Genomic DNA, 24,693 nt, shown 5'->3' on the forward strand with positions numbered 1-24,693 from the left:
TTTACGCCCACGGAGACGTCCACTCCCCTGCAACCCGCTTCGGTTGGGGACTGGTTTCATCAGCATTTTCGGGCCCGACGGGGTTCGGCTCATGGCCTGATCGCAGCCTTCGGCGTGCGTCACGCTGCTACTCGCGAACACACCAATCGCCGCCAGGACTGGCCGGCAAAAAAGAAGTGTGCTCGCCGACAACACAAGGAGTCCGCCTGTGGCTAAACGCTACGGTAAAGGGCTGTTGGGATGCGCCACCGTGCTCGTCATCCTGGCCCTGCTGATCCACTGGATCGGCATCGACACGATCGCGCGTTATCGCGACGATCTTGGGTTCTACCTGCAAGCGCACCTGATACTGGTGCTGGCTTCGATGGCGGCGGCGTTGGCCGTGGGCATCCCCGCCGGCATTGCGTTGAGTCGACCGCACCGGGTCGACAAAGCCGAGCGCTTCATGCAGTTTTTCAACGTTGGCAACACCATCCCCCCCTTGGCCGTTCTGGCCATCGCCCTGAGTATTCTGGGCATCGGCGCCGGGCCTGCGATCTTCGCACTGTTCCTCGCCTCCCTCCTGCCTATCGTGCGCAACACCTACGAGGGCCTGAAAAACGTCCCCGCCTCGCTCAAGGAAGCCGCCACCGGCATCGGCATGACCCCGCGCCAGCAACTGTGGCAGGTGGAACTGCCCAACGCGGTGCCGATCATCGTCGGTGGTGTACGCGTGGCCCTGGCGCTGAACGTGGGTACCGCACCGCTGGCGTTCCTGATTGGCGCCAACAGCCTGGGCAGCCTGATCTTCCCCGGCATCGCCCTGAACAACCAGCCGCAGCTGCTGCTGGGTGCCGCGTGCACCGCACTGCTGGCGTTGGTGCTGGATGCCGCGGTGAGTTTCTCCAGCAAGCGCTGGCTGGAACGTGGCCTGGCCCAATAAGGATAGGGAACGTTATGAAGAAGAGAATCGCCTTGCTGCTGGGCGCGGCCCTGCTGTTCGCAGGATTTGCCCAGGCGGCGGAAAAACCGCTGATCCGCATCGGCGCGCGGGTGTTCACCGAACAGACCGTGCTTGCCGAAATCACCGCGCAATACCTGCGCGCCAACGGCTTCGACGTGCGCGTCACCACCGGCCTTGGCAGCAACATCGCGCGCCAGGCCCAGGAAACCGGCCAGCTCGACCTGATGTGGGAATACACCGGCGTGTCGCTGGTGTCGTACAACCACATCGATGAGCGCATGCCCAGTGCCGAAGCCACCTTCGCCAGGGTGAAGGCGCTGGATGCGAAAAAGGACCTGATCTGGCTGACCCCGTCGAAGTTCAGCAACACCTACGCGCTGGGCCTGCCCAAGCAAGTGGCTGACGCCTACCCGCAGGTCAACACCATCAGCGACCTCAACCAGGTGCTGCGCGACGAAAGCCAGCGTACCCACCTGGTGGCGCTGGACACCGAGTTCGCCAACCGCCCCGACGGCCTGGTCGGCCTGCGCGAGATGTACGGCCTGCCGCTGGACCGGCGCAATATCCGCCAGATGGACGGGGGCCTGGTGTACACCGCCATGCGCAACAACCAGGTGTTCGCCGGCCTGGTGTACACCACCGACGGCCGCCTTAACGCCTTCGACCTCAAGCTGCTGGAAGACGACAAGCACTACTTCCCCGACTACACCGCAGCACCCGTTGTGCGCAAAGCCGTGCTCGACGCCAACCCGCAGCTGGTCGCCCTGCTCAAGCCGCTGGCCGAGCAGTTGGACGACGAAACCATGCGCCAGCTCAACGCCAAGGTCGATGTCGAGCACCAGAACCCCACCGCCGTGGCCGCCACTTTCCTGCGTGAGCACCCACTGAACAGCGAGGGCCAGCCATGAACCTGATCGATACCTTCAGCCACCTGGACTGGGCACAGGTGCTGCAACTGACCTGGCAGCACATCACCCTGGTGGGCATTGCCGTAAGCCTGGCAATCCTCGTGGGGGTTCCGCTGGGCATCCTGATGACCCGCTTCCCAACCCTCGCAGGCCCGCTGCAAGCCAGCGCCACGGTGCTGTTGACCATCCCTTCTATCGCCCTGTTCGGCTTGCTGTTGCCGTTCTACTCCAAGTTCGGCCAGGGCCTGGGGCCGTTGCCGGCGATTACTGCGGTGTTCCTGTATTCGCTGCTGCCAATCCTGCGCAACACCTACCTGGCCCTGACCAATGTCGAGCCCGGAATCCGTGAAGCCGCACGCGGCATCGGCATGACTTTCGGCCAGCGCCTGCGCATGGTCGAGCTGCCCATCGCCGTACCAGTGATTCTCGCCGGTGTGCGCACCGCCGTGGTGATGAACATTGGCGTCATGACCATTGCCGCCACCATCGGCGCCGGTGGCCTGGGCGTGCTCATCCTCACCTCCATCAGCCGCAGCGACATGTCGATGCTGCTGGTCGGCGCCGTGCTGGTCAGCCTGCTGGCCATCATCGCCGACCTGCTGCTGCAAACCCTGCAACGTGCCCTGACTCCAGAAGGACTGCGCTCATGATCGAACTGAAGAACCTCAGCAAAACCTTCAACGTCAACGGCAAGGACGTCAAAGCCGTCGACTCGGTAAGCCTTACGGTCAACGAAGGGGAAATCTGCGTGTTCCTCGGCCCTTCGGGCTGCGGCAAGAGCACCACGCTGAAAATGATCAACCGCCTGATCACACCGACCTCCGGCCAAGTGTTCATCAATGGCGAAGATACCACCGGGCTGGACGAAGTGACCTTGCGCCGGCACATCGGTTACGTGATCCAGCAGATCGGTTTGTTCCCCAACATGACCATCGAAGAGAACATCACCGTAGTGCCGCGCCTGCTTGGCTGGGACAAGCAAAAGTGCCATGAACGCGCCCGCGAGCTGATGCACATGATCAAGCTCGAACCTAAACAGTACCTGCAGCGCTACCCACGCGAACTTTCCGGTGGCCAGCAGCAGCGCATTGGCGTGATCCGCGCGCTGGCTGCCGAAGCACCGGTACTGTTGATGGACGAGCCGTTCGGCGCGGTCGACCCGATCAACCGCGAAATGATCCAGAACGAGTTCTTCGAAATGCAGCGGGCGCTGAACAAGACGGTGATCATGGTCAGCCACGACATCGACGAAGCGATCAAGCTGGGCGACAAGATTGCCATCTTCCGTGCCGGCAAGCTGTTGCAGCTGGACCACCCGGACACCCTGCTGGCCCACCCGGCCGATGAGTTCGTCAGCAACTTCGTTGGCCAGGACAGCACCCTCAAGCGCCTGCTGCTGGTGCGTGCCGAGGATGCCGCAGACAACGCGCCGTCGGTAAGCCCGGAAACGCCTGTAAACGATGCACTGGAACTGCTTGATGAACACGACCGCCGCTATGTGGTGGTGACCGATGCGCAGAACAAGGCGCTGGGCTATGTGCGCCGGCGCGACATGCACCGCCAGCAAGGCACCTGTGGCGACTTCCTGCGGCCGTTCAATGCCACGGCATCGCACGATGAACATTTGCGCATCCTGCTGTCGCGCATGTACGAGTTCAACCGGGCGTGGTTGCCAGTGCTGGATGCCGAACAGGTGTTTTTGGGCGAGGTGACGCAGGAGTCGATTGCGGCCTACCTGAGTTCAGGAAGGTCGCGCGGGGCGAAGACTTCGATCGTGTCGCCGGCTGAAGCAGTAATTTCCTGAACCGGCCTCTTCGCGGGCAAGCCCGCTCCCACAGGGTTCGCGCTTACCCTAGGCTTTGCGCAATCCTGTGGGAGCGGGCTTGCCCGCGAATCAGGCGACGCGGTGTCAGAACCCTACACTGGCCTGCACATAGAAGGTCCGCGGCTCACCCACATAGATGCCGGCATTGTTGTCGCTGGAGCGGGTGAAGTACTGTTTGTCGAACAGGTTCTTCACCCCCGCCGCCAGCTTCAGGTTGGACATTTCTGGCCCGAACTCATACCCGCCACGGGCATGCCAGGTCACATAGCCCGGAATATCGCCATACTGCCCATCGGCACTCGGCTCGGTAATGTAGTCGCCATTGAAGCTGCCATCGGCATTGATCCCGGTGCCCGGCGCACGCTGCTTGGATTGGGCGTAGGCGTCCAGGTTCCAGGTCCAGCGGTTGACCGCGTAACGCACCCCGGCAGTAGCCACCTGGCGTGAATAGAACGGCAGGTCACGCCCCTTGAAGCCCGGAATATCCCCTTCATAGGTTGCACGGGTGTAGGTGTAGCCACCACTCACCGACAGCCCGTCCAGGCGCGGGTCCAGCCCGGCCAGGTCATAACGTACCGAGGCCTCGATACCCTGGTGCTTGGTGGCGCCGAGGTTGGTCCAACCCACATCGTTGCTGATGTACTGCAGCTCGTCATCGAAGTCGATGTAGAACGCGGTCAGCTCACCGGCAAAGCCGCCATCGTCATAGCGCGTGCCGATTTCGTAGGTCTTGGCCTTCTCCGGCTCCAGGCCATTGGCCGTGTTGTTGCCGCTACCGCCCTGGCCCAACTGGAAGTACTGCAGGCTGCCGAACGAAGTCTCGTAGTTGGCGAACACTTTCCACGCATCGGAGATGTGGTACATCACGCTCAGCGCCGGCAGCGGCTCGTTGCTGGTGATGCTGCGCTTCTTCTCCGGCACCGGGCGGTTGTTGGCATCCAGCACCGGGCGGTCGCGCCAATCGGTGTTGATGTGCTCGAATCGGACGCCAGGGGTGATGGTCCAGTTACCCACGTCGATCTTGTCGTCGATGTAGTAGGCACTGGCCTCGGTGCCGCCGCTGCGGTCCTGGAACACGTGGCCATCGGAAGTCGGGGTATACGTGGGCACGTTGTCGATCAGCGCCAGGCGCGTCGATTGCTCGCGCATCGCTTCCTTCAAGTAGCGATAGCCCACGCTGACTTCCTGAGTAGTCGGGCCAGCGAAGAAGATTCGCGAGACGCGGGGTTCGATGGCGAAGGTGTGGTAGTTGCGCGGGTACGACGACAGGGTCTTCATGTCCCGCGAGGCGATGGCGCTGCCGCGGAAGCTGTCGGTGTAGTAGGTCAGCACTTCGAACTGGGTGGCATCGTCGAGCTGGCGCTGCCACTTGAACGATACATCCTTGCGCCGGCCGGCAAAGTAGTCGTAGTCGCGCAGGGACTGGTACGGGTTGCTGTCGTACTGGGCCTGGGTCAAACCGCCGGGCATGTCGGCACGGCCATCGTAATAATGGAAGTTGAGCCAGAACTCGTCGACGTCGGTGGGCGCCCAGTGAGTCTTGAGGATGACGTCGTCGATGTCGTTGCCGTTGTTGCTTTCACGGTAACCGTTGCCGTTAACCCCGGTGTACAGCAGCGCCACGCCCATGCCGTTGTCCGCCGTGCCGCCGACGAAGGCCGACTCGGTGTGTTTCCAGCCGCCGTGCTGGGAGGTTTCCAGGGTGGTAGACAACTCCGCCGAGGCTTTCTCGGGGATTGCCCGGGTCACGAAGTTGATCACCCCACCGACGTTTTGCGGGCCATAGCGCACCGAGCCGGCCCCCCGCACCACGTCGATGCTGTCGAGGTTGCCCGAGGAAATCGGCGCCATCGACAGCTGTGGCTGACCATACGGTGCGAAAGCAGCCGGGATGCCATCGATCAGTACCGTGGAGCGCGGCGACAGGCGCGAAGTAAGGCCACGCACACCCACGTTCAGCGACAGGTCGCTGCCGCCGGTGCCGTTGGAGTCCTGCACTTGCACGCCGGGGATACCGCGCAGCACGTCGCGCACGTTCATTGCGCCCTTCTCCACCATCGCCTCGCGGCGCACCACGGTGCGTGCGCCAGGGTGGTTCTGCACCACGCTTTGCTGGGCATCACCCAGCCAGTCACCGACCACTTTAATGTCGGTGGGTGCCAGCTCCAGGCTGCCGCTGCCCAGCTCAAGGGTGGTCGGCAGAGGCTTTATTACAACGGTGTCCTGGGACATCTCGAAGGTCAGCCCGCTGCCTTGCAGCAACTGTTGCAGCGCCTGCACCGGCGCCAGGTTGCCGGACACCGCAGGGGCCTGCTTGCCGGCGACCAGCTCGGGGCTGAAGAACAGCTGCAGGCTGGTCTGCTGACCGAGCTGGGTCAGCGCCGAGCCCAACGGCTGGGCCTGGATCTGGATGGTGTTGCCGGCCTCTGCGGCCTGGCTGTTGACGGCCACGGCACTGACCGCCAGGGCCAGCGCCAAGGCGCGCAAGCGTGGGAAGGGTTTGTTGTTGTTCACGTCGTCGAAACATCCTGGAGAGCGGAATAAACGCCAACCGCATGCAAATGGAAATGCTTGGCAGTTGCAGCTGGCGAGGAAGACGAACGAGCGAAAAAAAACCTGAATCTATTTCGCGATTATTTCGCTGGAGCCGTCTTCATGGGCCTTGATGGCCACGGGGAGGATGCTCGGCAAGGCCCGCAACAGGGCGTCGGTGTCATCGACATTGAAGGTGCTGGACAGGCGCAGTTGGGCGACTTTACCAGGGGCGACCCGTAATGGCTGGCTACGGTAGCGCGAGGCTTCGGCCACGACTTCGGCGAGGGTGGCGTTGTCGAACACCAGCTTGCCCTGGCGCCAGGCCGTCACAGTGGCGGCATTGACTGCGTAGGGTGCGGTGACCAGGCCTTGTGCATCGATATGCGAGCCCTGCCCTGCCGTGAGCTGCGCCAACGAGGCACCCTTGCCCTGCACACGCACTGAACCCTGCTCCACCGCCACACGGGTGCTGGCCGGGTCCAGGCGCACGTCAAAGCGGGTACCGGTTACCGTCACGCGGCCTTGAGCGGTGTCGATGACGAACGGCCTGTCACTGTCGTGGGCGACGCTGAACATGACCTCACCGGCATTCAGGCGAATATGCCGCTGGCCGGCACTGAAGTCGACCTGCACCTGTGTACTGCCATTGAGCTCCAGCTGCGAGCCATCCGGCAGTTCGACCTGACGACGCTCATTGAAAGCCGTCTGCAAGCTGCCCTGATGGTTCAGCTGCTGATAGTGCCAACCGCCCCAACCCAGGCCCAGTGCCAATACCGCGACACTGGCGGCCAACGCCTGGCGCACGAACCGCCGACGTGGCAACTGCTGCACCGGGTCTGGTTGGCACAGCGCCTCCAGGCGCTGGCGTGGAATGAAAGCGGCGGCCTGCCACACGCGGTCGAGGTGTTCGTATTCTTCCCGGTGGCGCTCGTCGCTCGCCAGCCAGGCACGCAACTGTTTCTGCAGCCCGGCATCCCGAGGCGCATCCTGCACGCGGGCAAACCATGCGGCCGCCTGCTCGCGGACGGTATCGGTACCGTGCTGTTTCATCGAAAAGGTCTCCTGACTCATCATGCCGACACATCCAGGTGCTCACGCAAATGCCGGAGCGTGCGGATCATATACTTTTCGACCATGTTCTTGCTCAACCCCATGCGCTCGGCGATCTCGGCCTGGGTCAGGCCTTCGAGCTTCTGCCAGATGAACACCTGCCGGCAGTTGAGCGGCAACTCGGCCAATGCCCGCTCGACGCTGTCGGCCAGCTCCAGCGCATGCACGTAGGCCTCTGGGTCACCACTGCCGGTGCTGCCCTCGTCAAAGGCTTCCAGCGCCAGGGCCTGGCGGCGTTCTTCGCGGCGAAAACCATCCACGGCAATGTTGCGTGCGGTCTGGTGCAGGTAGGCGCGTGGCTGCTCGACCTGCTCGCGCGGGTTTTCCAGTACCCGGACAAAGGCATCATGGGTGAGGTCTTCGGCCTGCTGACGACAGCGCAGCTTGCGCGTCCAGGTGCCTATAAGCTCATGGTAATGGTCGAAGAAGCCTTTGTGTCCGGACACGGTCTGGGTCATCAGGGAGGCGGATAAGGGTGCGAATAGTAATGTTTCTCATCAAAACCAGCAAATCCGCCAGTCGGTAACAAAAAATTTATGGGCCATTTCCTGTACGTGGGTACCAGGAAAATGTGGCCATAAATATGAACACCTACGCCCCCTTCACGGGTAGACATGCAGGCACAGGAACAGCAAAAACCCTGTGGGAGCGGGTTTACCCGCGCAGGGGCCGACAGGGTCCATTCCACAATTTTTTACGCTTGAAACATCGTGGGGAACATCAGCCGGTCACACGAGTCGGTTATTCAAATGGCTGGTCGTCGATCCACGCCGATCACGCCCGGATTGCCTGTTGATTCTGCATTCTTCACGCCCTAAAGTGCGCGCCGAACGTCCATGCTGGAAACGATCCATCCGGCTCAAGTACTGAGTAGGCGAACCAAAGTGGGGATACGGAGGACGTTCAGTTTGCAGCCACTTAATCTTTCAGTTTGCCCATGGAGTCCCTGAGCATGTCGATCCAGGTCGAAGACTATTTCGCGCGTGACACCTTCCAGAAAATGAAGGCGTTCGCCGACAAGCAGGAAACCCCGTTCGTACTCATCGATACCCAGATGATCAGCCAGGCCTATGACGACCTGCGCGCCGGTTTCGAATTCGCCAAGGTCTACTACGCGGTCAAGGCCAACCCGGCCGTCGAGATCATCGACCTGCTCAAAGAGAAAGGTTCGAGCTTCGACATCGCCTCGATCTACGAACTGGACAAGGTGATGGACCGTGGCGTCAGCGCCGACCGCATCAGCTACGGCAACACCATCAAGAAGTCCAAGGACATCCGCTACTTCTACGAGAAGGGCGTGCGTCTGTACGCCACCGACTCCGAAGCCGACCTGCGCAACATTGCCAAGGCCGCACCGGGCTCGAAAGTGTACGTGCGTATCCTGACCGAAGGCTCCACCACTGCCGACTGGCCGCTGTCCCGCAAGTTCGGCTGCCAGACCGACATGGCAATGGACCTGCTGATCCTCGCCCGCGACCTGGGCCTGGTACCTTACGGTATTTCCTTCCATGTGGGCTCGCAGCAGCGTGACATCAGCGTGTGGGACGCCGCCATCGCCAAGGTCAAGGTGATCTTCGAGCGCCTGAAAGAAGAAGACGGCATCGAGCTGAAGCTGATCAACATGGGTGGCGGCTTCCCGGCCAACTACATCACCCGCACCAACAGCCTGGAAACCTACGCTGAAGAAATCATTCGCTTCCTCAAGGAAGACTTCGGTGACGAGCTGCCGGAAATCATCCTGGAGCCAGGCCGTTCGCTGATCGCCAACGCCGGCATCCTGGTCAGCGAAGTGGTGCTGGTGGCGCGCAAGTCGCGTACCGCCGTCGAGCGCTGGATCTACACCGACGTGGGCAAGTTCTCCGGCCTGATCGAAACCATGGACGAAGCCATCAAGTTCCCGATCTGGACCGAGAAAAAAGGCGAAGCCGAAGAAGTGGTCATCGCCGGCCCGACCTGCGACAGCGCCGACATCATGTACGAGAACTACAAGTACGGCCTGCCGTTGAACCTGGCCATCGGTGACCGCCTGTACTGGCTGTCGACCGGCGCCTACACCACCAGCTACAGCGCAGTGGAATTCAACGGTTTCCCGCCGCTGAAGGCTTACTACCTGTAATGCAAGACGGGGCCGCAAGGCCCCGTTTTCAATGCTCGCTCAGCGCCGAAACATTGAATAGCTGTCGAAGTACGGCACGTTCACCTCGCTGATACACATCTGCATGATCAGTTTGTTCGGCGCACCTGCGCTGACATAGTGATCCTCCCACGATTTACGATCACGAACCCCCAGCGGTACGCTACCAACTGCGGCAATCGTCACCCCTGAATACTCGGAAACCTCTGGGATCGCCAGCGCTTGGCCACTGACCCAAATGCGCCATAACAATGGCTTGGCGACTTTCGGGTAGTAACCCACGCAATTTCCGCTGCCCAGGTCCCAGGTATCACGATGGGACGCCCCCGCCTCCGACTCCACGGTGACAATCCTGTAGCCAGGCCTGTCGCCCTCGAAGTAACCAAACCAAAAGCGTTGCTGTGCCCGGACTGAATACGGTGATGCAACGGTGAGCCAGTTGTTACAACGCGAGGCAGGCATAGTTTTGAACTCGACAGAATCGAGAATGCCCTGGTAGCCAGGCGTAGTGGAAGTCAGCGTGGCAATGAAAGAACGTTCTTGAATGAATGACATGTCAGCCCCTCGGGAAATGGGCTTTCAGCATGATCATCACGCGCACCGAAGGTAATGTGGAACGGCTACCGGCGCCCACAGGTACCGGGCAGCCCTTCGGGCCGCGCCATCACGCCCCGCGCCGTTCGATCTCCTCGGCATACCGCGCCGCAAAAGCCATCAACACCGGCCCGGCGGCCTGCAAGGTTACCAACGCAGCGCGCAGGAAGTTCATGTTCCCTTCAACCCGCGCGTGTTCCAGCCACTGCCCAGCCTCGGCCAGTTGCCCACGCTCGACCAGCACCAGCGCCAGGCTGAACATCCCACGGAAATCCCCCGCCTCGGCCGAACGCCGATACCAGCGTACCGCCCGTGCCGGGCTGGGCGCCGTGGCAATGCCCTGCTCCAGGTAACGCCCATACAGGTTCATCGACTTGGCATGCCCCATTTGCGCAGCCTTCTCGTAGCACATCAGTGCCTGCCCCTGATTGGCCGGCACACCGCGCCCGGTCGCCAGTAGGTTGCCCAGGTTGTACAGGCCCCAGTCCAGCCCCGCGTCGGCGGCACGCGCATAGTGAACGGCCGCTTGCGACAAACTCACCTCGCCACCCCAGCCATGTTCCAGGCAACGCCCGAGCATGTTGTGCGCCATGGCACTGCCGCCCTGTGCGGCGATGCCAAACCAACGCCGGGCCACGGTTGCATCTTCTTCAATACCGCGGCCATCCAGCAGGATCTGCCCCAACAGCAACTGCGCCTCGACCGCGCCCTGCCCCGCCGCCGCCAAGATCGCCTGGGCGGCCTTGCCGGGGCTTTCTTCGAGCATGGCCTGCAAGCCGGCCACATCCACCACTTCTTCACGTCGCAACAGATAGGACACGGTTCAGACCTCAGCCCAGCGGCGCAGCAGGTTGTGGTAGGTGCCCGTCAGTTGCAGCAGCGAAGGATGGTCTGGCACATCGGCAGTCAGTTGCTGGATGGCGTTGTCCATCTCGAACAGCAGTGCCCGCTGGCTGTCCTCGCGCACCAGGCTCTGGGTCCAGAAGAATGCGGCATAGCGCTGCCCACGGGTCACCGGGTTGACCTTGTGCAGGCTGGTGCCGGGGTACAGCACCAGGTCACCGGCGGCCAGCTTGACCTGCTGCACGCCATAGGTGTCCTGAATCACCAGCTCACCGCCGTCGTAGCTGTCTGGGTCGCTGAGGAACAGCGTGGAAGACAGGTCGGTACGCACCCGCTCCGGGCTGCCCTTGGGCTGGCGCAGGGCGTTGTCGATGTGGAAACCGAAGTTGCCACCTTCGCGGTAGCAATTGATCAGCGGCGGGAACACCTTGTGCGGCAACGCTGCAGACATGAAGCGCGGGGTTTTCCACAAGCGGTCGATCAGCGCAGAGCCGATCTCCTTGGCCAGCGCGTGCCCTTCCGGCAACTGCAGGTTGTGTTTGGCCTTGGCCGACTGATAACCAGCCGTGACCTTGCCATCGGCCCAGTCGGCCTGCTCCAGCGCCTCGCGGATACGGGCCAGTTCATCAGCGTCGAACAGGCCTGGGATGTGAAGCAGCATGGCGGCAGCACCGTTAGGAAATGTAAAGGCGCCAATGATATTGATTCCCTTTTGCGCTGCACAAGCCCCGTTCGCCGCTTAAGACGTTTCAGCTGTATGAAACCGTAAGGGCAAATTGTAAAGATTGTAAATTCTTCACGAATGGTAACGACTCTCAATTGTTAGTCACAATTGCTTACATTAGTATCCGCCGCCTCAACACCTTGGGGAAGGTCCTAAGCAATGCGCCAGTACGTACCATCTGCAGTGAGTTCGCCACGCCTGATCGTGTCTGCCATCGGTGTCGCCCTTAGCGCCTCGTCGGTGTATGCCGCCGACCCGGCCGCCAGCAGCGCCATTACCCTCGATGCCACCAGCGTCAACGGCAAGGCTGAACAAGCCAGCACCGATTACAAGGTCGAGAAGGCCGCCTCGCAGAAGTACACCGCGCCGCTGGTGGACACCCCGCGCTCGGTCACCGTGATCCCGCAGCAAGTGATCAAGGACACCAATGCCCTGACCCTGCAGGACGCCTTGCGTACTGTGCCGGGCATCACCTTTGGTGCCGGCGAAGGCGGCAACCCGCAAGGTGACCGCCCGTTCATTCGCGGCTTCGACGCCCAAGGCGATACCTACCTGGATGGCGTGCGTGACACTGGCGCGCAAACCCGCGAAATCTTTGCCATCGAATCGGTTGAAGTGGCCAAGGGCCCGAACTCGGCCATCGGTGGCCGCGGCGCGGCCGGCGGCACCATCAACCTGGTGAGCAAGCGTGCGCACCTGGGCAACTCGCTGGACGGCGCCTGGACCTGGGGCAGCGACCAGACCCAACGCTACACCTTCGACGGCAACTACCAATTCAGCGACACCGTTGCCGGCCGCCTGAACCTGATGACCCACGAAAGCAACGTCGCCGGCCGCGACAAGGTCAACTACGACCGCTGGGGTATCGCCCCATCGCTGGCCTTCGGCCTGGGCACCCCGACCCGCGTCAACCTCGACTACTATCACCTGGAAAGCGACGACCTGCCGGATTCGGGCATCCCGTACAGCATTCCGACCAATGGCAGCGGTGGACGCACCTCGGCGCACCCGAGCAAACCGGACGACGGCGGCGACAGCGATAACTTCTATGGCTTGACCGGTCGCGACTTCCGCAAGAGCCGCGTGGACATCGCCACCTTCGCCATCGAGCACGACCTGACCGACTCGCTGACCATCAAGAACACCCTGCGTCACGGCAACAGCATGCAGGACTACATCCTGACCCAGCCTGACGACAGCAAGGGCAACGTCAACAACGGTAGCGTCTGGCGCCGTGCCAACACCCGTGTCGGCAACACCGCCACCACCACCAACCAGACCGACCTGTTCGGCGAGTTCTACCTGGGCGGCCTGAAGAACAGCTTCTCCACCGGTATCGAACTGAGCCGTGAAGAGAGCAAGCGCTCCACCTACAACGTCGACACCAATACCCGTGGCTCGACCGCCACCACCTGTAACCCAAGCCTGATCGGCGCGAACAGCGGCTACAACTGCACCTCGCTGGGCAACCCGAACCCGGACGACCCATGGAACGGCGCGATCTCGCGCAACTACGCCGGCACCGATACCAAAGGCACTACGCGCGCCCTGTATGTGTTCGACACCCTGGAGCTAACGCCTGATTGGCTGCTGAACATGGGGCTGCGCTACGACCACTTCGACACCCAGTACCGTACTTATGACGCTGCTGGCGCGACCGTCGTGAACACCAAAGGAATCGCAGCCAAAGGTCGAGACAAGAGTGAATTCGTAACGGGCCAACTTGGCCTGGTCTGGAAGCCAGCCGAGAACGGTAGCATCTACGTTTCCTATGCCACCTCCGCGACACCTCCAGGCGCGATGCTTGGCGAAGGCATGGAAGGCAACCCGCCACCAAACAGCACTGACCGCAACGGCAACCTGTTGAGCAGCGACATGGAGCCGGAAGAAACCACCAACTACGAAATCGGCACCAAGTGGGACCTGCTCGACCAGCGCCTGTCGCTGACCGCCGCACTGTTCCGCACCGAGAAGGAAAACGCCCGCGTCCAGGTGGACACCACCACCTACGAAAACGTCGGCGAAACCCGCGTGCAAGGTATCGAACTGTCGGCCAGCGGCAAGATCACCGACAAATGGCAGGTATTCGCCGGTTACACCTACATGCAGGCTCGCCAGATCGACGGCGGCCCGCTGGGCAAGGCCAACGACGGCAACCAGCTGCCGAACACGCCGAACAACAGCGCCAGCCTGTGGACGACCTACTCGATCACGCCGAAGCTGACCGTCGGTGGCGGTGCCTTCTACGTGGATGACGTGTACGGCAGCGTGGCCAACACCACCATGGTCGACAGCTACGTACGCTACGACGCCATGGCCGCCTACAAGCTGACCAAGAACGTCGACCTGCAGTTGAACGTGCAGAACCTGACCAACGAGGTGTACTACGACAAGGCCTTCTCCACCCACTTCGCCAACCAGGCGGCCGGGCGGACTGCACTGTTGACCACCAGCGTCCACTTCTGACGAAACACCCTCAAGCCCCGTTCATTCCTGTGAGCGGGGCTTTTGCGTATCAAGGCATAATGCACGCCGCGCAGTGTGCGGCAGTAAGACAAGGTGATCGATGTGGTGAAGAAGACGCTGTTCCAATTGCACTGGTTCTTTGGCATCACCGCAGGCCTGGTACTGGCCTTGATGGGCATTACCGGCGCCCTGTACTCGTTCCAGGAAGAACTGCTGCGTGCGTTCAATGCCGATGTGCTCAAGGTAGAAGTGCGCGCCGAAGGCGTGCTGCCACCGGCCGAACTGGTGCAGCGGGTCGAAGCCCAGCAACATGACAAAGTGTCGATGCTGTGGGTGGACGTGCGCGAAGGCAATGCCGCACGCATCTTCTTCATGCCACCACCGGGCGAACGCCGTGGCGAGCTGCGCTATGCCGACCCGTACACTGGCGAACTAAAAGGCGAAGTAGCCGGGCAAGGCTTCTTCAGTCTCATGCTCAACCTGCACCGTTTCCTGGCCATGGGCGACACTGGCCGGCAGATCACCGGTGCCTGCACCCTGATGCTGGTGTTCTTCTGCCTGTCCGGCCTGTACCTGCGCTGGCCGCGCAAGGCGCTGGACTGGCGCACCTGGCTGACCTTCGACTGGGCCAAGAAAGGCCGTGCCTTCAACTGGGACCTGCACGCCGTGGCCGGCACCTGGTGCCTGCTGTTCTATCTGCTGTTCGCCCTGACCGGGCTGTTCTGGTCCTACGAATGGTACCGCGAAGGCCTGAACAAGCTGCTGGCCGACGCGCCAGCGGCCGGCCAGCAGCAGAAGCGCGGCGAAGGCCGTGGCCGCCACGGGCCGCAGAAAGTCGATAAGAATGCCCCGCCGCTGGTGGTCGACTACGACGCCATCTGGTCCAACCTCAAGGACGCCGCAGGCCCAGGCCTTGCCGCTTACAACCTGCGCCTGCCACCGGCTGGCGGCCAGCCGGCCAACCTGTTCTACCTGCTGGACAACGCCGATCACCCTCGCGCCTTCAACACCCTGGTGCTGGACCCGGCCACCGGCCAGGTGAAAAACCACGACCGCTACACCGACAAATCCTTCAAGGCCCAGCTGCTGCAAAGCGTCTACGCCCTGCACGTCGGTGAGTACTTTGGCCTGCCGGGGCGCATCATCGTCACCATCGCCAGCCTGACAATGCCGTTGTTCTTCGTCACCGGCTGGCTGCTGTACCTCGACCGTCGCCGCAAAAAGCGCCAGGTACGTGAGGCCCGTGGCAACGTCGCCAGTAGCAACGGCAGTGGCGATAGCTGGCTGATCGGTTTTGCCAGCCAAAGCGGCTTTGCCGAACAGCTGGCCTGGCAGAGTGCCGGGCAATTGCAAGCCGCCGGCCTGCCAGTGCAAGTGCGCGCCCTGGCCGAGTTGGGCGAAAACGACCTGCGCCAGGCTCGCCGTGCGCTGTTCGTGGTCAGCACGTTCGGCGATGGCGAAGCCCCCGACAGCGCCCGCGCCTTCGAGCGCAAGGTGCTCGGCCAGCCCTGGGTACTGAACGACCTCAGCTATGCCCTGCTCGCCCTCGGTGATCGCCAGTACCCGCACTTCTGCGGCTTTGCTCGACGCCTGCAGGCGTGGCTGGGTGAGCGCGGTGCCAGCAGCGCCTTCAGCCCGGTGGAAGTGGACAACGCCGACCAGGCTGCCCTGCAGCAGTGGCAGCAGGAACTGGCACAACTAACCGGTGCCCAGCCGGTAGCTGCATGGCAACCGCCTAGCTTTGGCAACTGGTCGCTGGTGCACCGCGAACTGCTCAACCCGGGCAGTCAGGGCCAACCGGTGTACCTGCTAGGCCTGCGCCCAGAGGCGCCTGCCAGCTGGGAAGCCGGTGACCTGGTGGAGATCCTGCCGCTCAATGGTCAGCCACGGATCGACACGTTCCTCAAGGGCATGGCACTGGACGCCAACACCCAGGTGCAAGTGAATGGCCTGAGCGAAACACTGGCCCAAGCCCTGGCTGGCCGCCAGCTGCCAACACGCCGCGATCACCTGATCGGCTTGCAGCCGCAAGCGCTGATCGACGCACTGGTGCCAATCGGCAGCCGCGAATACTCCATTGCCTCGATCGCCAGTGATGGTGTGCTGGAGCTGATCGTGCGCCAGGAACGCCACGCCGACGGCCACCTGGGCCTGGGTTCCGGTTGGCTGACCGAGTACTTGCCGTTGAACGGCACATTGAGCCTGCGCCTGCGAAGGAACAGTGGCTTCCACCTGCCCGAAACCGCTGCCCCCCTGATCCTGATCGGCAACGGCACAGGCATTGCCGGCCTGCGCAGCTTGATCCGGGCCCGGGCAAATGCAGGCGAGCAGCGCAACTGGCTGCTGTTTGGCGAGCGTAACCGAGCGCATGACCTGTTGTGTGGGGATGAACTGCAGGGCTGGCTGGACAGCGGCGACCTGGTACGGCTGGACCTGGCGTTTTCGCGGGATCAGGCCGAGAAGGTGTATGTGCAGGATGTGTTGCTGCAGCAGGCTGACGCGTTCAAACGCTGGGTCGCGGAGGGTGCCTGTGTGTATGTCTGCGGCAGCCTGCAAGGCATGGCTGCGGGGGTAGATGCGGCGCTCAACGGCATGCTTGGGGAAGCCGCTGTGCAGCAACTGATCGAGGATGGGCGGTATCGGCGGGATGTTTACTGATCAGACATTGATGTAAAGGCATCAGGCCCCTTGTGCTACAAGGGCCTGACCTGCTGTCAGTGCAACTCGAAGGTATCGGCATCCAGGTTGGCCGGGAATTTGGCCCGGTACGCCGCCAGTTCCGCCGCACTCAACACAGCAGTAAATACCCCGTCCGCCTCGCCGGCGCTCAGCAGGCTCTCGCCCTGGAAGTCCAGCACCTGGCTGTCACCCGAATACGCAAAGCCTTTGCCATCCGTGCCCACCCGGTTCACCGCAGCCACATAACACAGGTTCTCGATACCCCGCGCCGGCAACAGGCGGTTCCAGTGCTGGCGGCGCGCTGCCGGCCAGTTGGCGGTGTACAGCAGCAGGTCGGTGTCCTGGGCATCGCGGCTCCACACCGGGAAGCGCAGGTCATAACAAATCAGCGGGCGAATCCGCCAGCCCTTTACCTCGAACTGCACCTGGCGCTCGCCTGGGGTGTAATGCTTGTGCTCGCCGGCCATGCGGAACAGGTGGCGTTTGTCGTAATGCAGGATCTCGCCGTCCGGTCGCGCCCACAACAGACGGTTGCGGTGGCTACCATCGGCGGCCTGGATGATTACGCTGCCGGTAATCACCGCGCTGTATTTCTTCGCCTGGGCTTTCAGCCATTTGTAGGTCGGGCCGTTCTCCGGCTCGCACAAGCTTTCCGACTGCATCGAAAAGCCGGTGGTGAACATTTCCGGCAGGATCACCAGGTCCACTTCGCCCACCTGCTCCAGCAACTCCTCGAAGTGTGCATAGTTGGCCTCGCGGTCGTGCCAGGCCAGGGTGGTTTGCACCAGGGCGACTCTCAGGTTCGGCAGTGTGCTCAGATCGCGCATAGTCGTTCCGCTGCCTGACGCAGCGTCTCCTCTCGTTTGGCAAAGCACAGGCGCACCAGGCGTTGCTCGGGGATGGGTTGCTGGTAGAACACCGACACCGGGATGGTCGCCACGCCGTGCTCACGGGTCAGCCACAGCGACATGTCGACATCGTTCAGGTCCGGGCGGATCTGCGAATAATCCACCAGCTGGAAATAAGTGCCCGCCGTGCGGGCAAAGCTGAAGCGCGAGCCCTCCAGCAAACCGCAGAACAGGTCGCGCTTGGCCTGATAGAACGCCGGCAGTTCATCGATATGCTCGGGGTGCTCGGCCATGAAGTCGGCCAGCGCACACTGCAGCGGTGTCACCCCGCAGAAGTTGACGTACTGGTGCACCTTGCGCAGCTCTGCGCTCAGCGCGGGCGGAGCGATCACGTAGCCTGTCTTCCAGCCGGTAACGTGGTAGGTCTTGCCGAACGAGCTGACCACGAAGGCACGTTGGTACAGCTGCTCGTGGGCCAGCACGCTGGCATGGCGAACGCCGTCATAAACCAGGTGCTCGTACACTTCATCGCTGACCAGGTAAATATCGCGGTCGGCAACGAGCTTTGCCAGCTGGTCAAGGTCTTCGCGGGTGATCAAGGCACCGCTGGGGTTGTGCGGCGAGTTGAGGATGACCATGCGCGTGCGCGGGCTCAGCGCATCGCTGAACTTCTGCCAGTCGATACGGAAATTGCCGTCGCTCAGTTGCACATGCACACAGCGGCCACCGGCCAGCTCCACGGACGGCTCGTAGCTGTCGTAGCACGGGTCGAAGACAATCACCTCGTCACCGGCATGCACCACCGCCTGGATGGCACAAAAGATCGCCTCGGTGGCACCCGGGGTGATGGTCACTTCCTGGTCCGCATCCACCCTGGCGCCATACAGGCGCTCGACCTTGGCCGCCACCTGCTGGCGCAGGGCCGGCAAGCCGGTCATCGGCGAATACTGGTTATGCCCGGCGGCCACGTGCCGGCCTACCGCATCGAGCAGTGCCTGCGGGCCATTGAAATCGGGGAAGCCTTGGGACAGGTTGAGCGCGCCAGTCTGCACGGCGAGCTGGGACATGGTGGTGAAGATGGTCGTGCCGACATTCGGCAGTTTGCTGCGGATCATGGAGCCCTCTTTCCTGGGGTGTATCCGGCACGGGGTGGAGTCCGAGCATAGCGGATCGAGCGGTCAGGAAAAAGGTTGAAACAATAGGGGGATTGCGGTGGATCAAAAACGGGGCCGCATAGCGGCCCCGTTATCACTGCTAGCGCTTGTCGCGGCGCTTCTTCTCGGCCTTCTTGTGGTGCGACATCAAGCGGCGCTTCTTGTTGACCTGGCGGTCGGTGAGGGTGTTCTTCTTGCCCTCGAACGGGTTCTCACCGCCCTTGTACTCGATACGGATCGGCGTACCGACCAGTTTCAGTACGCGGCGGTAGGTGTTTTCCAGGTAACGCGAGTACGACTTGGGAATGCTCTCGGTCTGGTTGCCGTGGATCACGATCAGCGGCGGGTTGGCACCCCCGAGGTGGGCATAGCGCAGCTTGATGCGGCGGCCATTGACCAACGGCGGCTGGTGCTCGCTCACGGCATCTTCGAGGATCTGCGTCAGGCGGCTGGTCGGCCAACGGGTGACCGCCGACTTGAACGCGGCCTGCACCGACTTGTACAGGTTGCCTACACCTGTGCCATGCAAGGCGGAAATGAAGTGAATGTCGGCGAAGTCGACGAAGAACAGCCGGCGCTCCAGCTCGGTCTTCACGTAGGCACGCTCGCCCGGTTCCATGCCATCCCACTTGTTCAGGGCGATGACGATGGCGCGGCCGGCTTCCAGGGCGAAGCCCAGCAGGTTGAGGTCGTGGTCAACCACGCCTTCGCGGGCGTCCATGACGAAGATGACCACGTTGGCGTCCTTGATCGCCTGCAGCGTCTTCACCACCGAGAACTTTTCGACTTCCTCGTGGATCTTGCCGCGCTTACGCACCCCGGCGGTGTCGATGAAGGTGTACTTCTCGCCATCGCGTTCGAACGGGATGTAGATACTGTCACGGGTGGTGCCTGGCTCGTCGTAGACCACCACACGCTCTTCGCCGAGCATGCGGTTGACCAGGGTCGACTTACCAACGTTGGGGCGGCCGATGATGGCGATCTTGATGCCATCCTTTTCGCTTGGGCCAGGAATGCGCACGGCTTCCTCGCCTTCGGCGACTTCCTGGTCGAGGGCTTCGTCTTCGGCATCACGCGGCAGGTGGCCGAGCACGGCTTCCATCAGGGCATTGATACCACGGCCCTGGGAACCCGCCACCGGAATGGCGTTACCCATGCCCATTGGCGAGAATTCGGCGCGGGCAACGTCGGGGTCGATGTTGTCGATCTTGTTGGCAACCAGAATCGCCGACTTGTTCCGCTTGCGCAGGTGCTCGGCGATCATCTGGTCTGCTGCGGTCATGCCCGCACGGGCATCGACCAGAAACAGCACATAGTCGGCTTCTTCGATGGCCATGAGCGACTGCTCGGCCATTTTCTCGTCCATGCCCACTTCGTCACCGGTGATACCACCGGTGTCGATCAAAATGAAGGAACGACCCTGCCAGGTGGCGTCACCGTACTGGCGGTCACGGGTCAGGCCCGACAAGTCACCGACGATGGCATCGCGGGTTTTGGTCAGGCGGTTGAACATGGTGGATTTGCCGACGTTCGGGCGGCCCACCAGGGCTATTACGGGAACCATCGGCTCTCCACTCTCGAATTCTTGAAAATGCAAAGGCCGCTGCAAGGCAGCGGCCGGAGTACGGGCGGCGTTTCCTACGCCGCGGCTTGAAGCCCGCCAAGGCTCCAAGCATAGCTTCAGCGGACGGTCAGTGCCTCGAGCTTGCCGCTGTTGCCGAAGACGTAGATGGTGTCACCGACCACAAGTGGCCGGGCGCGCAGGCCATCGCTGTCGATACGCTCACGGCCGACGAAGCGGCCATCGACCTGGCTCAGCAGGTGCAGGTAGCCTTCGAAGTCCCCTACAGCCACGTAGCTGGAGAACACTTCCGGTGCCGACAGCTGACGGCGGGCCATGGTGTCGTTGCTCCACAGGGCGCTGGAAGAGCGCTCGTCGACACTCTCGACAGTACCCGAGGCTTCGCTGACATAGACGTTGCCGTAACCCTGGGCGACACCCACATAGCTGGAGGCATCGCGCTGCCACAGCACGCGTCCGCTTTCCAGGTCCAGGCCCGCTACGCGGCCCTGGTAGGTGCTGACGTAGAGGGTTTCACCGGACAGCAGCAGGCCGCCGTCGATGTCGACCACACGGTCCAGCTCGGAACGGCCCTGCGGGATGGCCACGCGGCTTTCCCACACCGGCACGCCGTTGTTGATGTCCACCGCGACCACCTTGCCAGTGGACAGGCCGGCAATGGCCAGACGGTTGGTGGCGATCGGCGCACCGGTGCCACGCAGGGTCAGTACGGCCGGGGTGTTTTCGTAGATCCAGCGGCGGTCGCCAGTGGCGGCATCCAGGCCGATCAGGCGGTCGTCCTGGGTCTGTACCACCACCACATCACCGTTGTTGGCCGGTGGGGCCAGCACTTCGCTGGTCACGCGGGAGCGCCAGCGCTCTTCACCGGTGCTGGAGTCCAGGGCAATGACTTCACCCTTGAGGGTACCGAGCATGACCAGGCCGTAGCCCACGCCAACAGCGCCGGAAACCTGCAGCTCCAGGTCTTTCTTCCACACCACGTCACCGGTGATGCGATCAAGGGCAAAGACTTCGCCATTGACGTCGGAAGCGTAGATACGGTCGTTTTCGATGGCCGGTACCAAGGTGTTGTAGGTTTTACCCTGGCCGTCACCGATCGAACGGCTCCACTGCTTTTTCAGTACCACTTCCTCGGTGAACTTGGTCAGCTCGGCCGGGGGCAGTTCCTTCTTGCTGTTGCTGCTGCAACCTGCGGCCAGTACGGCCAGGGTCAGCACTGCTGCATGTTTCCAACCGATCACTTACGCGTCCCCTTTAGCCAGGTCATCCAGCTTCAATTGCAGGCCACCGACCGCCGCGTCATCGGACAGCGCAGCCTTGGCTTTTTCGTAAGCGCTGTGCGCGTCGTCGGCGCGACCCAGCTGTACCAGCAGGTCACCCTTCAACTCTTCACGGCTGGCCAGGAAGGCTTTGTCGGCGTCGCCGTCAAGCAGCTTCAGGGCGTCCTCGGCCTTGTTCTGGGCGGCCAGTACGCGAGCCAGACGCTGGCGCGAAATCTCGCCCAGGGTCACGTCGGCCGGCTTGTCCAGCACGCTTTTCAGCTCGGCGGCAGCGTCGTCGAGCTTGCCGGTCTCGACCGCTACCTTGGCCACGAACAGGCTGCCGTACTGGGCGTAGGCGGTGCCGCCGAACTCGCTCTTGAGCTTGCCGGACAGCTCCGCGACCTTGGTGGCGTCTGGCTGGCCAGTCGGCGTCAGGCTGGTTTCAAGCAAAGCCTGATACAGCTGCGAGGCACCTTGCGACTGGTTGTTCTGGTACTTGTGCCAGGTATTCCAGCCCAGCACCACCACGCCAGCCAGCAATGCGCCGGTCAGCAGCGGCTTGCCGTTGCGGTTCCACCAGTCCTTGACCCCTGCCAGGTCATCATCATCGGTACTCGACACCCCAATACTCCTTTTCGCCTATTCGCTTGTTGAACCGCGTTACGCCTGCGCGATCGCGGTTTCCAGGTGCTCTGCAAGAGCATCCCAGGCAATGTTCTGTTGTTCGCCCTGGCCACGCAGGGGCTTCAAGCCAATCTCTTGCTTGGCCAATTCGTCGTCGCCGAGGATCAGGGCGAACAGCGCGCCGCTCTTGTCGGCTTTCTTGAACTGGCTCTTGAAACTGCCACCGCCGGCGTTGACTGCCAGGCGCAGGCCCGGCAGGCGGTCGCGCAGGCCTTCGGAAAGGCGCAGGCCAGCCAGTTCCGCCTGCTCGCCGAAGGCGCACAGGTAAACGTCGATCTGGCGGCTGATGGACTCTGGCACCTTGCCCAGGGTTTCCAGCAGCAGGATCAGGCGCTCGATGCCCATGGCGAAACCAACACCCGTGGTTGGCTTGCCGCCCATCTGCTCGACCAGGCCATCGTAGCGGCCACCGGCACACACGGTGCCCTGGGCACCGAGCTTGTCGGTCACCCACTCGAACACGGTCTTGCTGTAGTAGTCCAGGCCACGCACCAGCTTGGTGTTGATCACGAACGGAATACCGGCGGCGTCCAGGCGGGCCTTGAGGCCTTCGAAGTGCACGCGGGATTCTTCGTCCAGGTAGTCTTCCAGCTTCGGAGCGCCAACCAGCACCGCCTGGGTGTTCTGGTCCTTGCTGTCGAGAATGCGCAGCGGGTTGCTCTTCAGGCGGCGCTGACTGTCTTCGTCCAACTGCTCCAGGCGCGCCGAGAGGAACTCGACCAACGCGTCACGGTAGCGTGCACGGGCTTCACTGGTGCCCAGGCTGTTGAGTTCGAGCTTGACCGCATCCTGGATACCCAGCAGGCCCCACAGGCGCCAGGTCAGCATGATCAGCTCGGCGTCGATGTCCGGGCCGTCCAGGTTGAACACTTCCACGCCAATCTGGTGAAACTGGCGGTAGCGGCCCTTCTGCGGGCGCTCATGGCGGAACATCTGCCCGATGTACCACAGTTTCTGCACCTGGCCGTTGCCGGTGATGCCATGTTCGAGCACAGCGCGCACGCAGGCGGCGGTGCCTTCAGGGCGCAGGGTCAGCGAATCGCCGTTGCGGTCCTCGAAGGTGTACATCTCTTTTTCGACGATGTCGGTCACTTCACCGATCGAGCGCTTGAACAGCTCGGTGAACTCGACGATCGGCGTGCGGATCTGGCTGTACCCGTAGGTGTCCAGCAGGCCGGCCACGGTGCCTTCGAAGTAGCGCCACAGTGGCGACTGTTCTGGCAGGATGTCGTTCATTCCACGGATGGCTTGCAGCGATTTGCTCACGAAAAGTCCTTACGAATTCTGTGTGTCAGCCACGGACGATCAGCGCCGCGTCGGCCTCGACCTTTTCGGCCGCTTTCTGGCGGATGAGTTTTTCCAGCTCATCGACCAGGTTGTCATTGGTCAGTTTCTGCGCAGGCTTGCCGTCGATGTAGATCAGGTTCGGCGTGCCGCCGGTCAAGCCTACATGGGCTTCCTTGGCTTCACCTGGGCCGTTGACCACGCAACCGATCACCGCCACGTCCAGCGGCACCAGCAAGTCTTCCAGGCGCCCTTCCAGCTCGTTCATGGTCTTGACCACATCGAAGTTCTGCCGCGAGCAGCTCGGGCAGGCGATGAAGTTGATGCCACGCGAACGCAGGTGCAGCGACTTGAGGATGTCGTAGCCGACTTTCACTTCTTCGACCGGGTCGGCCGCCAGCGAGATACGGATGGTATCGCCAATGCCTTCGGCCAGCAGCATACCGAGGCCGACGGCAGATTTCACCGTCCCCGAACGCAGGCCACCGGCTTCGGTGATGCCCAAGTGCAACGGCTGCACGATCTGCTTGGCCAGCAGCCGGTAGGCTTCGACGGCCATGAACACGTCGGAGGCCTTGACGCTGACCTTGAAGTCTTGGAAGTCCAGGCGGTCGAGGTGCTCGACGTGGCGCAGGGCCGACTCGACCAGCGCTGCCGGGGTTGGCTCGCCGTACTTCTTCTGCAGGTCTTTTTCCAGGGAACCGGCGTTGACCCCGATACGGATCGGGATACCACGGTCGCGGGCGGCATCGACCACGGCGCGCACACGGTCTTCACGGCCGATGTTGCCTGGGTTGATACGCAGGCAATCGACGCCCAGCTCAGCAACGCGCAGAGCGATCTTGTAGTCGAAATGGATGTCGGCGACCAGCGGCACGCTGACCAGCTGCTTGATCTTGCCGAAGGCTTCGGCGGCGTCCATGTCCGGTACCGAGACACGTACGATGTCCACGCCGGCATCGACCAGGCGCTGGATTTGCGCCACGGTGGCGGCTACATCGTTGGTATCGGTGTTGGTCATGCTCTGCACCGCGATGGGTGCGTCACCACCCACCGGCACATTGCCGACCCAAATTTTGCGGGATTCGCGACGTTTGATCGGAGATTCGCCGTGCATG

Annotated in this window: 20 protein-coding genes; 7 read left to right on the forward strand and 13 right to left on the reverse strand. The window is 62.4% G+C overall.

Annotation, left to right across the window (positions count from 1 at the left end):
• Positions 1–208 precede the first annotated feature (208 nt).
• From APH42_RS09670 to APH42_RS09685, 4 genes are read left to right on the forward strand one after another with little or no spacing between them, the layout of a single operon-like run.
• Positions 209–922, forward strand: a complete 714-nt coding sequence (locus tag APH42_RS09670; RefSeq protein ID WP_012270617.1) for an ABC transporter permease — start codon at positions 209–211, stop codon at positions 920–922.
• Positions 923–936: 14 nt separating this feature from the next.
• Positions 937–1,851: a glycine betaine ABC transporter substrate-binding protein gene (locus APH42_RS09675; protein ID WP_012270616.1), complete on the forward strand. Its 915-nt coding sequence runs from the start codon at positions 937–939 to the stop codon at positions 1,849–1,851.
• Positions 1,848–2,501 (forward strand): ABC transporter permease, encoded by a 654-nt coding sequence (locus APH42_RS09680; RefSeq protein WP_012270615.1) that lies wholly within the window; start codon positions 1,848–1,850, stop codon positions 2,499–2,501. Before APH42_RS09675 ends, APH42_RS09680 begins: the two co-directional genes overlap by 4 nt.
• Positions 2,498–3,655: a betaine/proline/choline family ABC transporter ATP-binding protein gene (locus tag APH42_RS09685; protein ID WP_012270614.1), complete on the forward strand. Its 1,158-nt coding sequence runs from the start codon at positions 2,498–2,500 to the stop codon at positions 3,653–3,655. The genes APH42_RS09680 and APH42_RS09685 overlap by 4 nt, the downstream gene beginning before the upstream one ends.
• 105 nt (positions 3,656–3,760) lie before the next feature.
• Here APH42_RS09685 and APH42_RS09690 read toward each other — a convergent pair whose 3' ends face one another.
• The 3 genes from APH42_RS09690 to APH42_RS09700 form a co-directional block, all read right to left on the reverse strand.
• On the reverse strand, positions 3,761–6,190 hold the full coding sequence (locus APH42_RS09690) for a TonB-dependent siderophore receptor (RefSeq protein WP_060493211.1): 2,430 nt from the start codon (positions 6,188–6,190) through the stop codon (positions 3,761–3,763).
• 108 nt (positions 6,191–6,298) lie between these two features.
• Entirely contained in the window at positions 6,299–7,261 is a 963-nt protein-coding gene (locus tag APH42_RS09695; protein ID WP_012270612.1) for a FecR family protein, read from the reverse strand.
• A 20-nt stretch (positions 7,262–7,281) separates the two neighbouring features.
• Entirely contained in the window at positions 7,282–7,779 is a 498-nt protein-coding gene (locus APH42_RS09700) for a sigma-70 family RNA polymerase sigma factor (RefSeq protein WP_060493212.1), read from the reverse strand.
• 494 nt (positions 7,780–8,273) lie between these two features.
• Here APH42_RS09700 and APH42_RS09705 point away from each other — a divergent pair, with 494 nt between their 5' ends.
• Positions 8,274–9,437 (forward strand): type III PLP-dependent enzyme, encoded by a 1,164-nt coding sequence (locus APH42_RS09705; protein ID WP_012270610.1) that lies wholly within the window; start codon positions 8,274–8,276, stop codon positions 9,435–9,437.
• Positions 9,438–9,476: 39 nt separating this feature from the next.
• Here the strand turns inward: APH42_RS09705 and APH42_RS09710 are convergent, their stop codons facing one another.
• The 3 genes from APH42_RS09710 to APH42_RS09720 form a co-directional block, all read right to left on the reverse strand.
• Positions 9,477–10,010, reverse strand: a complete 534-nt coding sequence (locus APH42_RS09710; RefSeq protein WP_012270609.1) for a hypothetical protein — start codon at positions 10,008–10,010, stop codon at positions 9,477–9,479.
• 109 nt (positions 10,011–10,119) lie between these two features.
• Complete coding sequence (locus APH42_RS09715) at positions 10,120–10,869, reverse strand: tetratricopeptide repeat protein (RefSeq protein ID WP_012270608.1); 750 nt, start codon at positions 10,867–10,869, stop codon at positions 10,120–10,122.
• Between the two features lie 3 nt (positions 10,870–10,872).
• Positions 10,873–11,553 (reverse strand): Fe2+-dependent dioxygenase, encoded by a 681-nt coding sequence (locus tag APH42_RS09720; protein ID WP_060493213.1) that lies wholly within the window; start codon positions 11,551–11,553, stop codon positions 10,873–10,875.
• A gap of 222 nt (positions 11,554–11,775) precedes the next feature.
• Here APH42_RS09720 and APH42_RS09725 point away from each other — a divergent pair, with 222 nt between their 5' ends.
• Positions 11,776–14,082, forward strand: a complete 2,307-nt coding sequence (locus APH42_RS09725) for a TonB-dependent siderophore receptor (RefSeq protein WP_012270606.1) — start codon at positions 11,776–11,778, stop codon at positions 14,080–14,082.
• 102 nt (positions 14,083–14,184) lie between these two features.
• The gene (locus APH42_RS09730) at positions 14,185–16,740 is read left to right on the forward strand and encodes a sulfite reductase flavoprotein subunit alpha (protein ID WP_060493214.1); all 2,556 of its coding nucleotides are present in this window, start codon (positions 14,185–14,187) and stop codon (positions 16,738–16,740) included.
• Between the two features lie 56 nt (positions 16,741–16,796).
• Here APH42_RS09730 and APH42_RS09735 read toward each other — a convergent pair whose 3' ends face one another.
• The 7 genes from APH42_RS09735 to ispG form a co-directional block, all read right to left on the reverse strand.
• The gene (locus tag APH42_RS09735) at positions 16,797–17,588 is read right to left on the reverse strand and encodes an amidohydrolase (protein WP_012270604.1); all 792 of its coding nucleotides are present in this window, start codon (positions 17,586–17,588) and stop codon (positions 16,797–16,799) included.
• On the reverse strand, positions 17,576–18,724 hold the full coding sequence (locus APH42_RS09740; RefSeq protein ID WP_012270603.1) for a pyridoxal phosphate-dependent aminotransferase: 1,149 nt from the start codon (positions 18,722–18,724) through the stop codon (positions 17,576–17,578). The genes APH42_RS09735 and APH42_RS09740 overlap by 13 nt, the downstream gene beginning before the upstream one ends.
• Positions 18,725–18,863: 139 nt before the next feature.
• Positions 18,864–20,327: a ribosome biogenesis GTPase Der gene (gene der, locus APH42_RS09745; RefSeq protein WP_012270602.1), complete on the reverse strand. Its 1,464-nt coding sequence runs from the start codon at positions 20,325–20,327 to the stop codon at positions 18,864–18,866.
• A 116-nt stretch (positions 20,328–20,443) separates the two neighbouring features.
• Positions 20,444–21,586, reverse strand: a complete 1,143-nt coding sequence (bamB, locus tag APH42_RS09750; RefSeq protein ID WP_012270601.1) for an outer membrane protein assembly factor BamB — start codon at positions 21,584–21,586, stop codon at positions 20,444–20,446.
• Positions 21,587–22,228 (reverse strand): tetratricopeptide repeat protein, encoded by a 642-nt coding sequence (locus APH42_RS09755; RefSeq protein ID WP_012270600.1) that lies wholly within the window; start codon positions 22,226–22,228, stop codon positions 21,587–21,589.
• 39 nt (positions 22,229–22,267) lie between these two features.
• Positions 22,268–23,557 carry a histidine--tRNA ligase gene (hisS, locus tag APH42_RS09760; protein WP_003248516.1) on the reverse strand — a complete coding sequence of 430 codons (1,290 nt, stop codon included), beginning with the start codon at positions 23,555–23,557 and terminating at the stop codon, positions 22,268–22,270.
• Positions 23,558–23,582: 25 nt separating this feature from the next.
• A complete protein-coding gene (gene ispG / locus APH42_RS09765) occupies positions 23,583–24,692 on the reverse strand; it encodes a flavodoxin-dependent (E)-4-hydroxy-3-methylbut-2-enyl-diphosphate synthase (RefSeq protein WP_012270599.1) in 1,110 nt (369 codons plus the stop codon).
• Position 24,693 lies beyond the last annotated feature (1 nt).

The organism is Pseudomonas sp. NBRC 111140, from assembly GCF_001320885.1.
In the GTDB taxonomy this organism is placed as follows: Bacteria; Pseudomonadota; Gammaproteobacteria; order Pseudomonadales; family Pseudomonadaceae; genus Aquipseudomonas; species Aquipseudomonas putida_P.

What these genes read in the sequence shown, in the direction of transcription:
- APH42_RS09740 (WP_012270603.1), bottom strand. Translation starts at nt 18,724, where the DNA reads ATGATCCGCAGCAAACTGCCGAATGTCGGCACGACCATCTTCACCACC.
- APH42_RS09725 (WP_012270606.1), top strand. Translation starts at nt 11,776, where the DNA reads ATGCGCCAGTACGTACCATCTGCAGTGAGTTCGCCACGCCTGATCGTG.
- APH42_RS09695 (WP_012270612.1), bottom strand. Translation starts at nt 7,261, where the DNA reads ATGAAACAGCACGGTACCGATACCGTCCGCGAGCAGGCGGCCGCATGG.
- APH42_RS09675 (WP_012270616.1), top strand. Translation starts at nt 937, where the DNA reads ATGAAGAAGAGAATCGCCTTGCTGCTGGGCGCGGCCCTGCTGTTCGCA.
- APH42_RS09685 (WP_012270614.1), top strand. Translation starts at nt 2,498, where the DNA reads ATGATCGAACTGAAGAACCTCAGCAAAACCTTCAACGTCAACGGCAAG.
- APH42_RS09720 (WP_060493213.1), bottom strand. Translation starts at nt 11,553, where the DNA reads ATGCTGCTTCACATCCCAGGCCTGTTCGACGCTGATGAACTGGCCCGT.
- APH42_RS09700 (WP_060493212.1), bottom strand. Translation starts at nt 7,779, where the DNA reads ATGACCCAGACCGTGTCCGGACACAAAGGCTTCTTCGACCATTACCAT.
- APH42_RS09735 (WP_012270604.1), bottom strand. Translation starts at nt 17,588, where the DNA reads ATGCGCGATCTGAGCACACTGCCGAACCTGAGAGTCGCCCTGGTGCAA.
- der (WP_012270602.1), bottom strand. Translation starts at nt 20,327, where the DNA reads ATGGTTCCCGTAATAGCCCTGGTGGGCCGCCCGAACGTCGGCAAATCC.
- APH42_RS09710 (WP_012270609.1), bottom strand. Translation starts at nt 10,010, where the DNA reads ATGTCATTCATTCAAGAACGTTCTTTCATTGCCACGCTGACTTCCACT.
- ispG (WP_012270599.1), bottom strand. Translation starts at nt 24,692, where the DNA reads ATGCACGGCGAATCTCCGATCAAACGTCGCGAATCCCGCAAAATTTGG.
- APH42_RS09680 (WP_012270615.1), top strand. Translation starts at nt 1,848, where the DNA reads ATGAACCTGATCGATACCTTCAGCCACCTGGACTGGGCACAGGTGCTG.
- APH42_RS09705 (WP_012270610.1), top strand. Translation starts at nt 8,274, where the DNA reads ATGTCGATCCAGGTCGAAGACTATTTCGCGCGTGACACCTTCCAGAAA.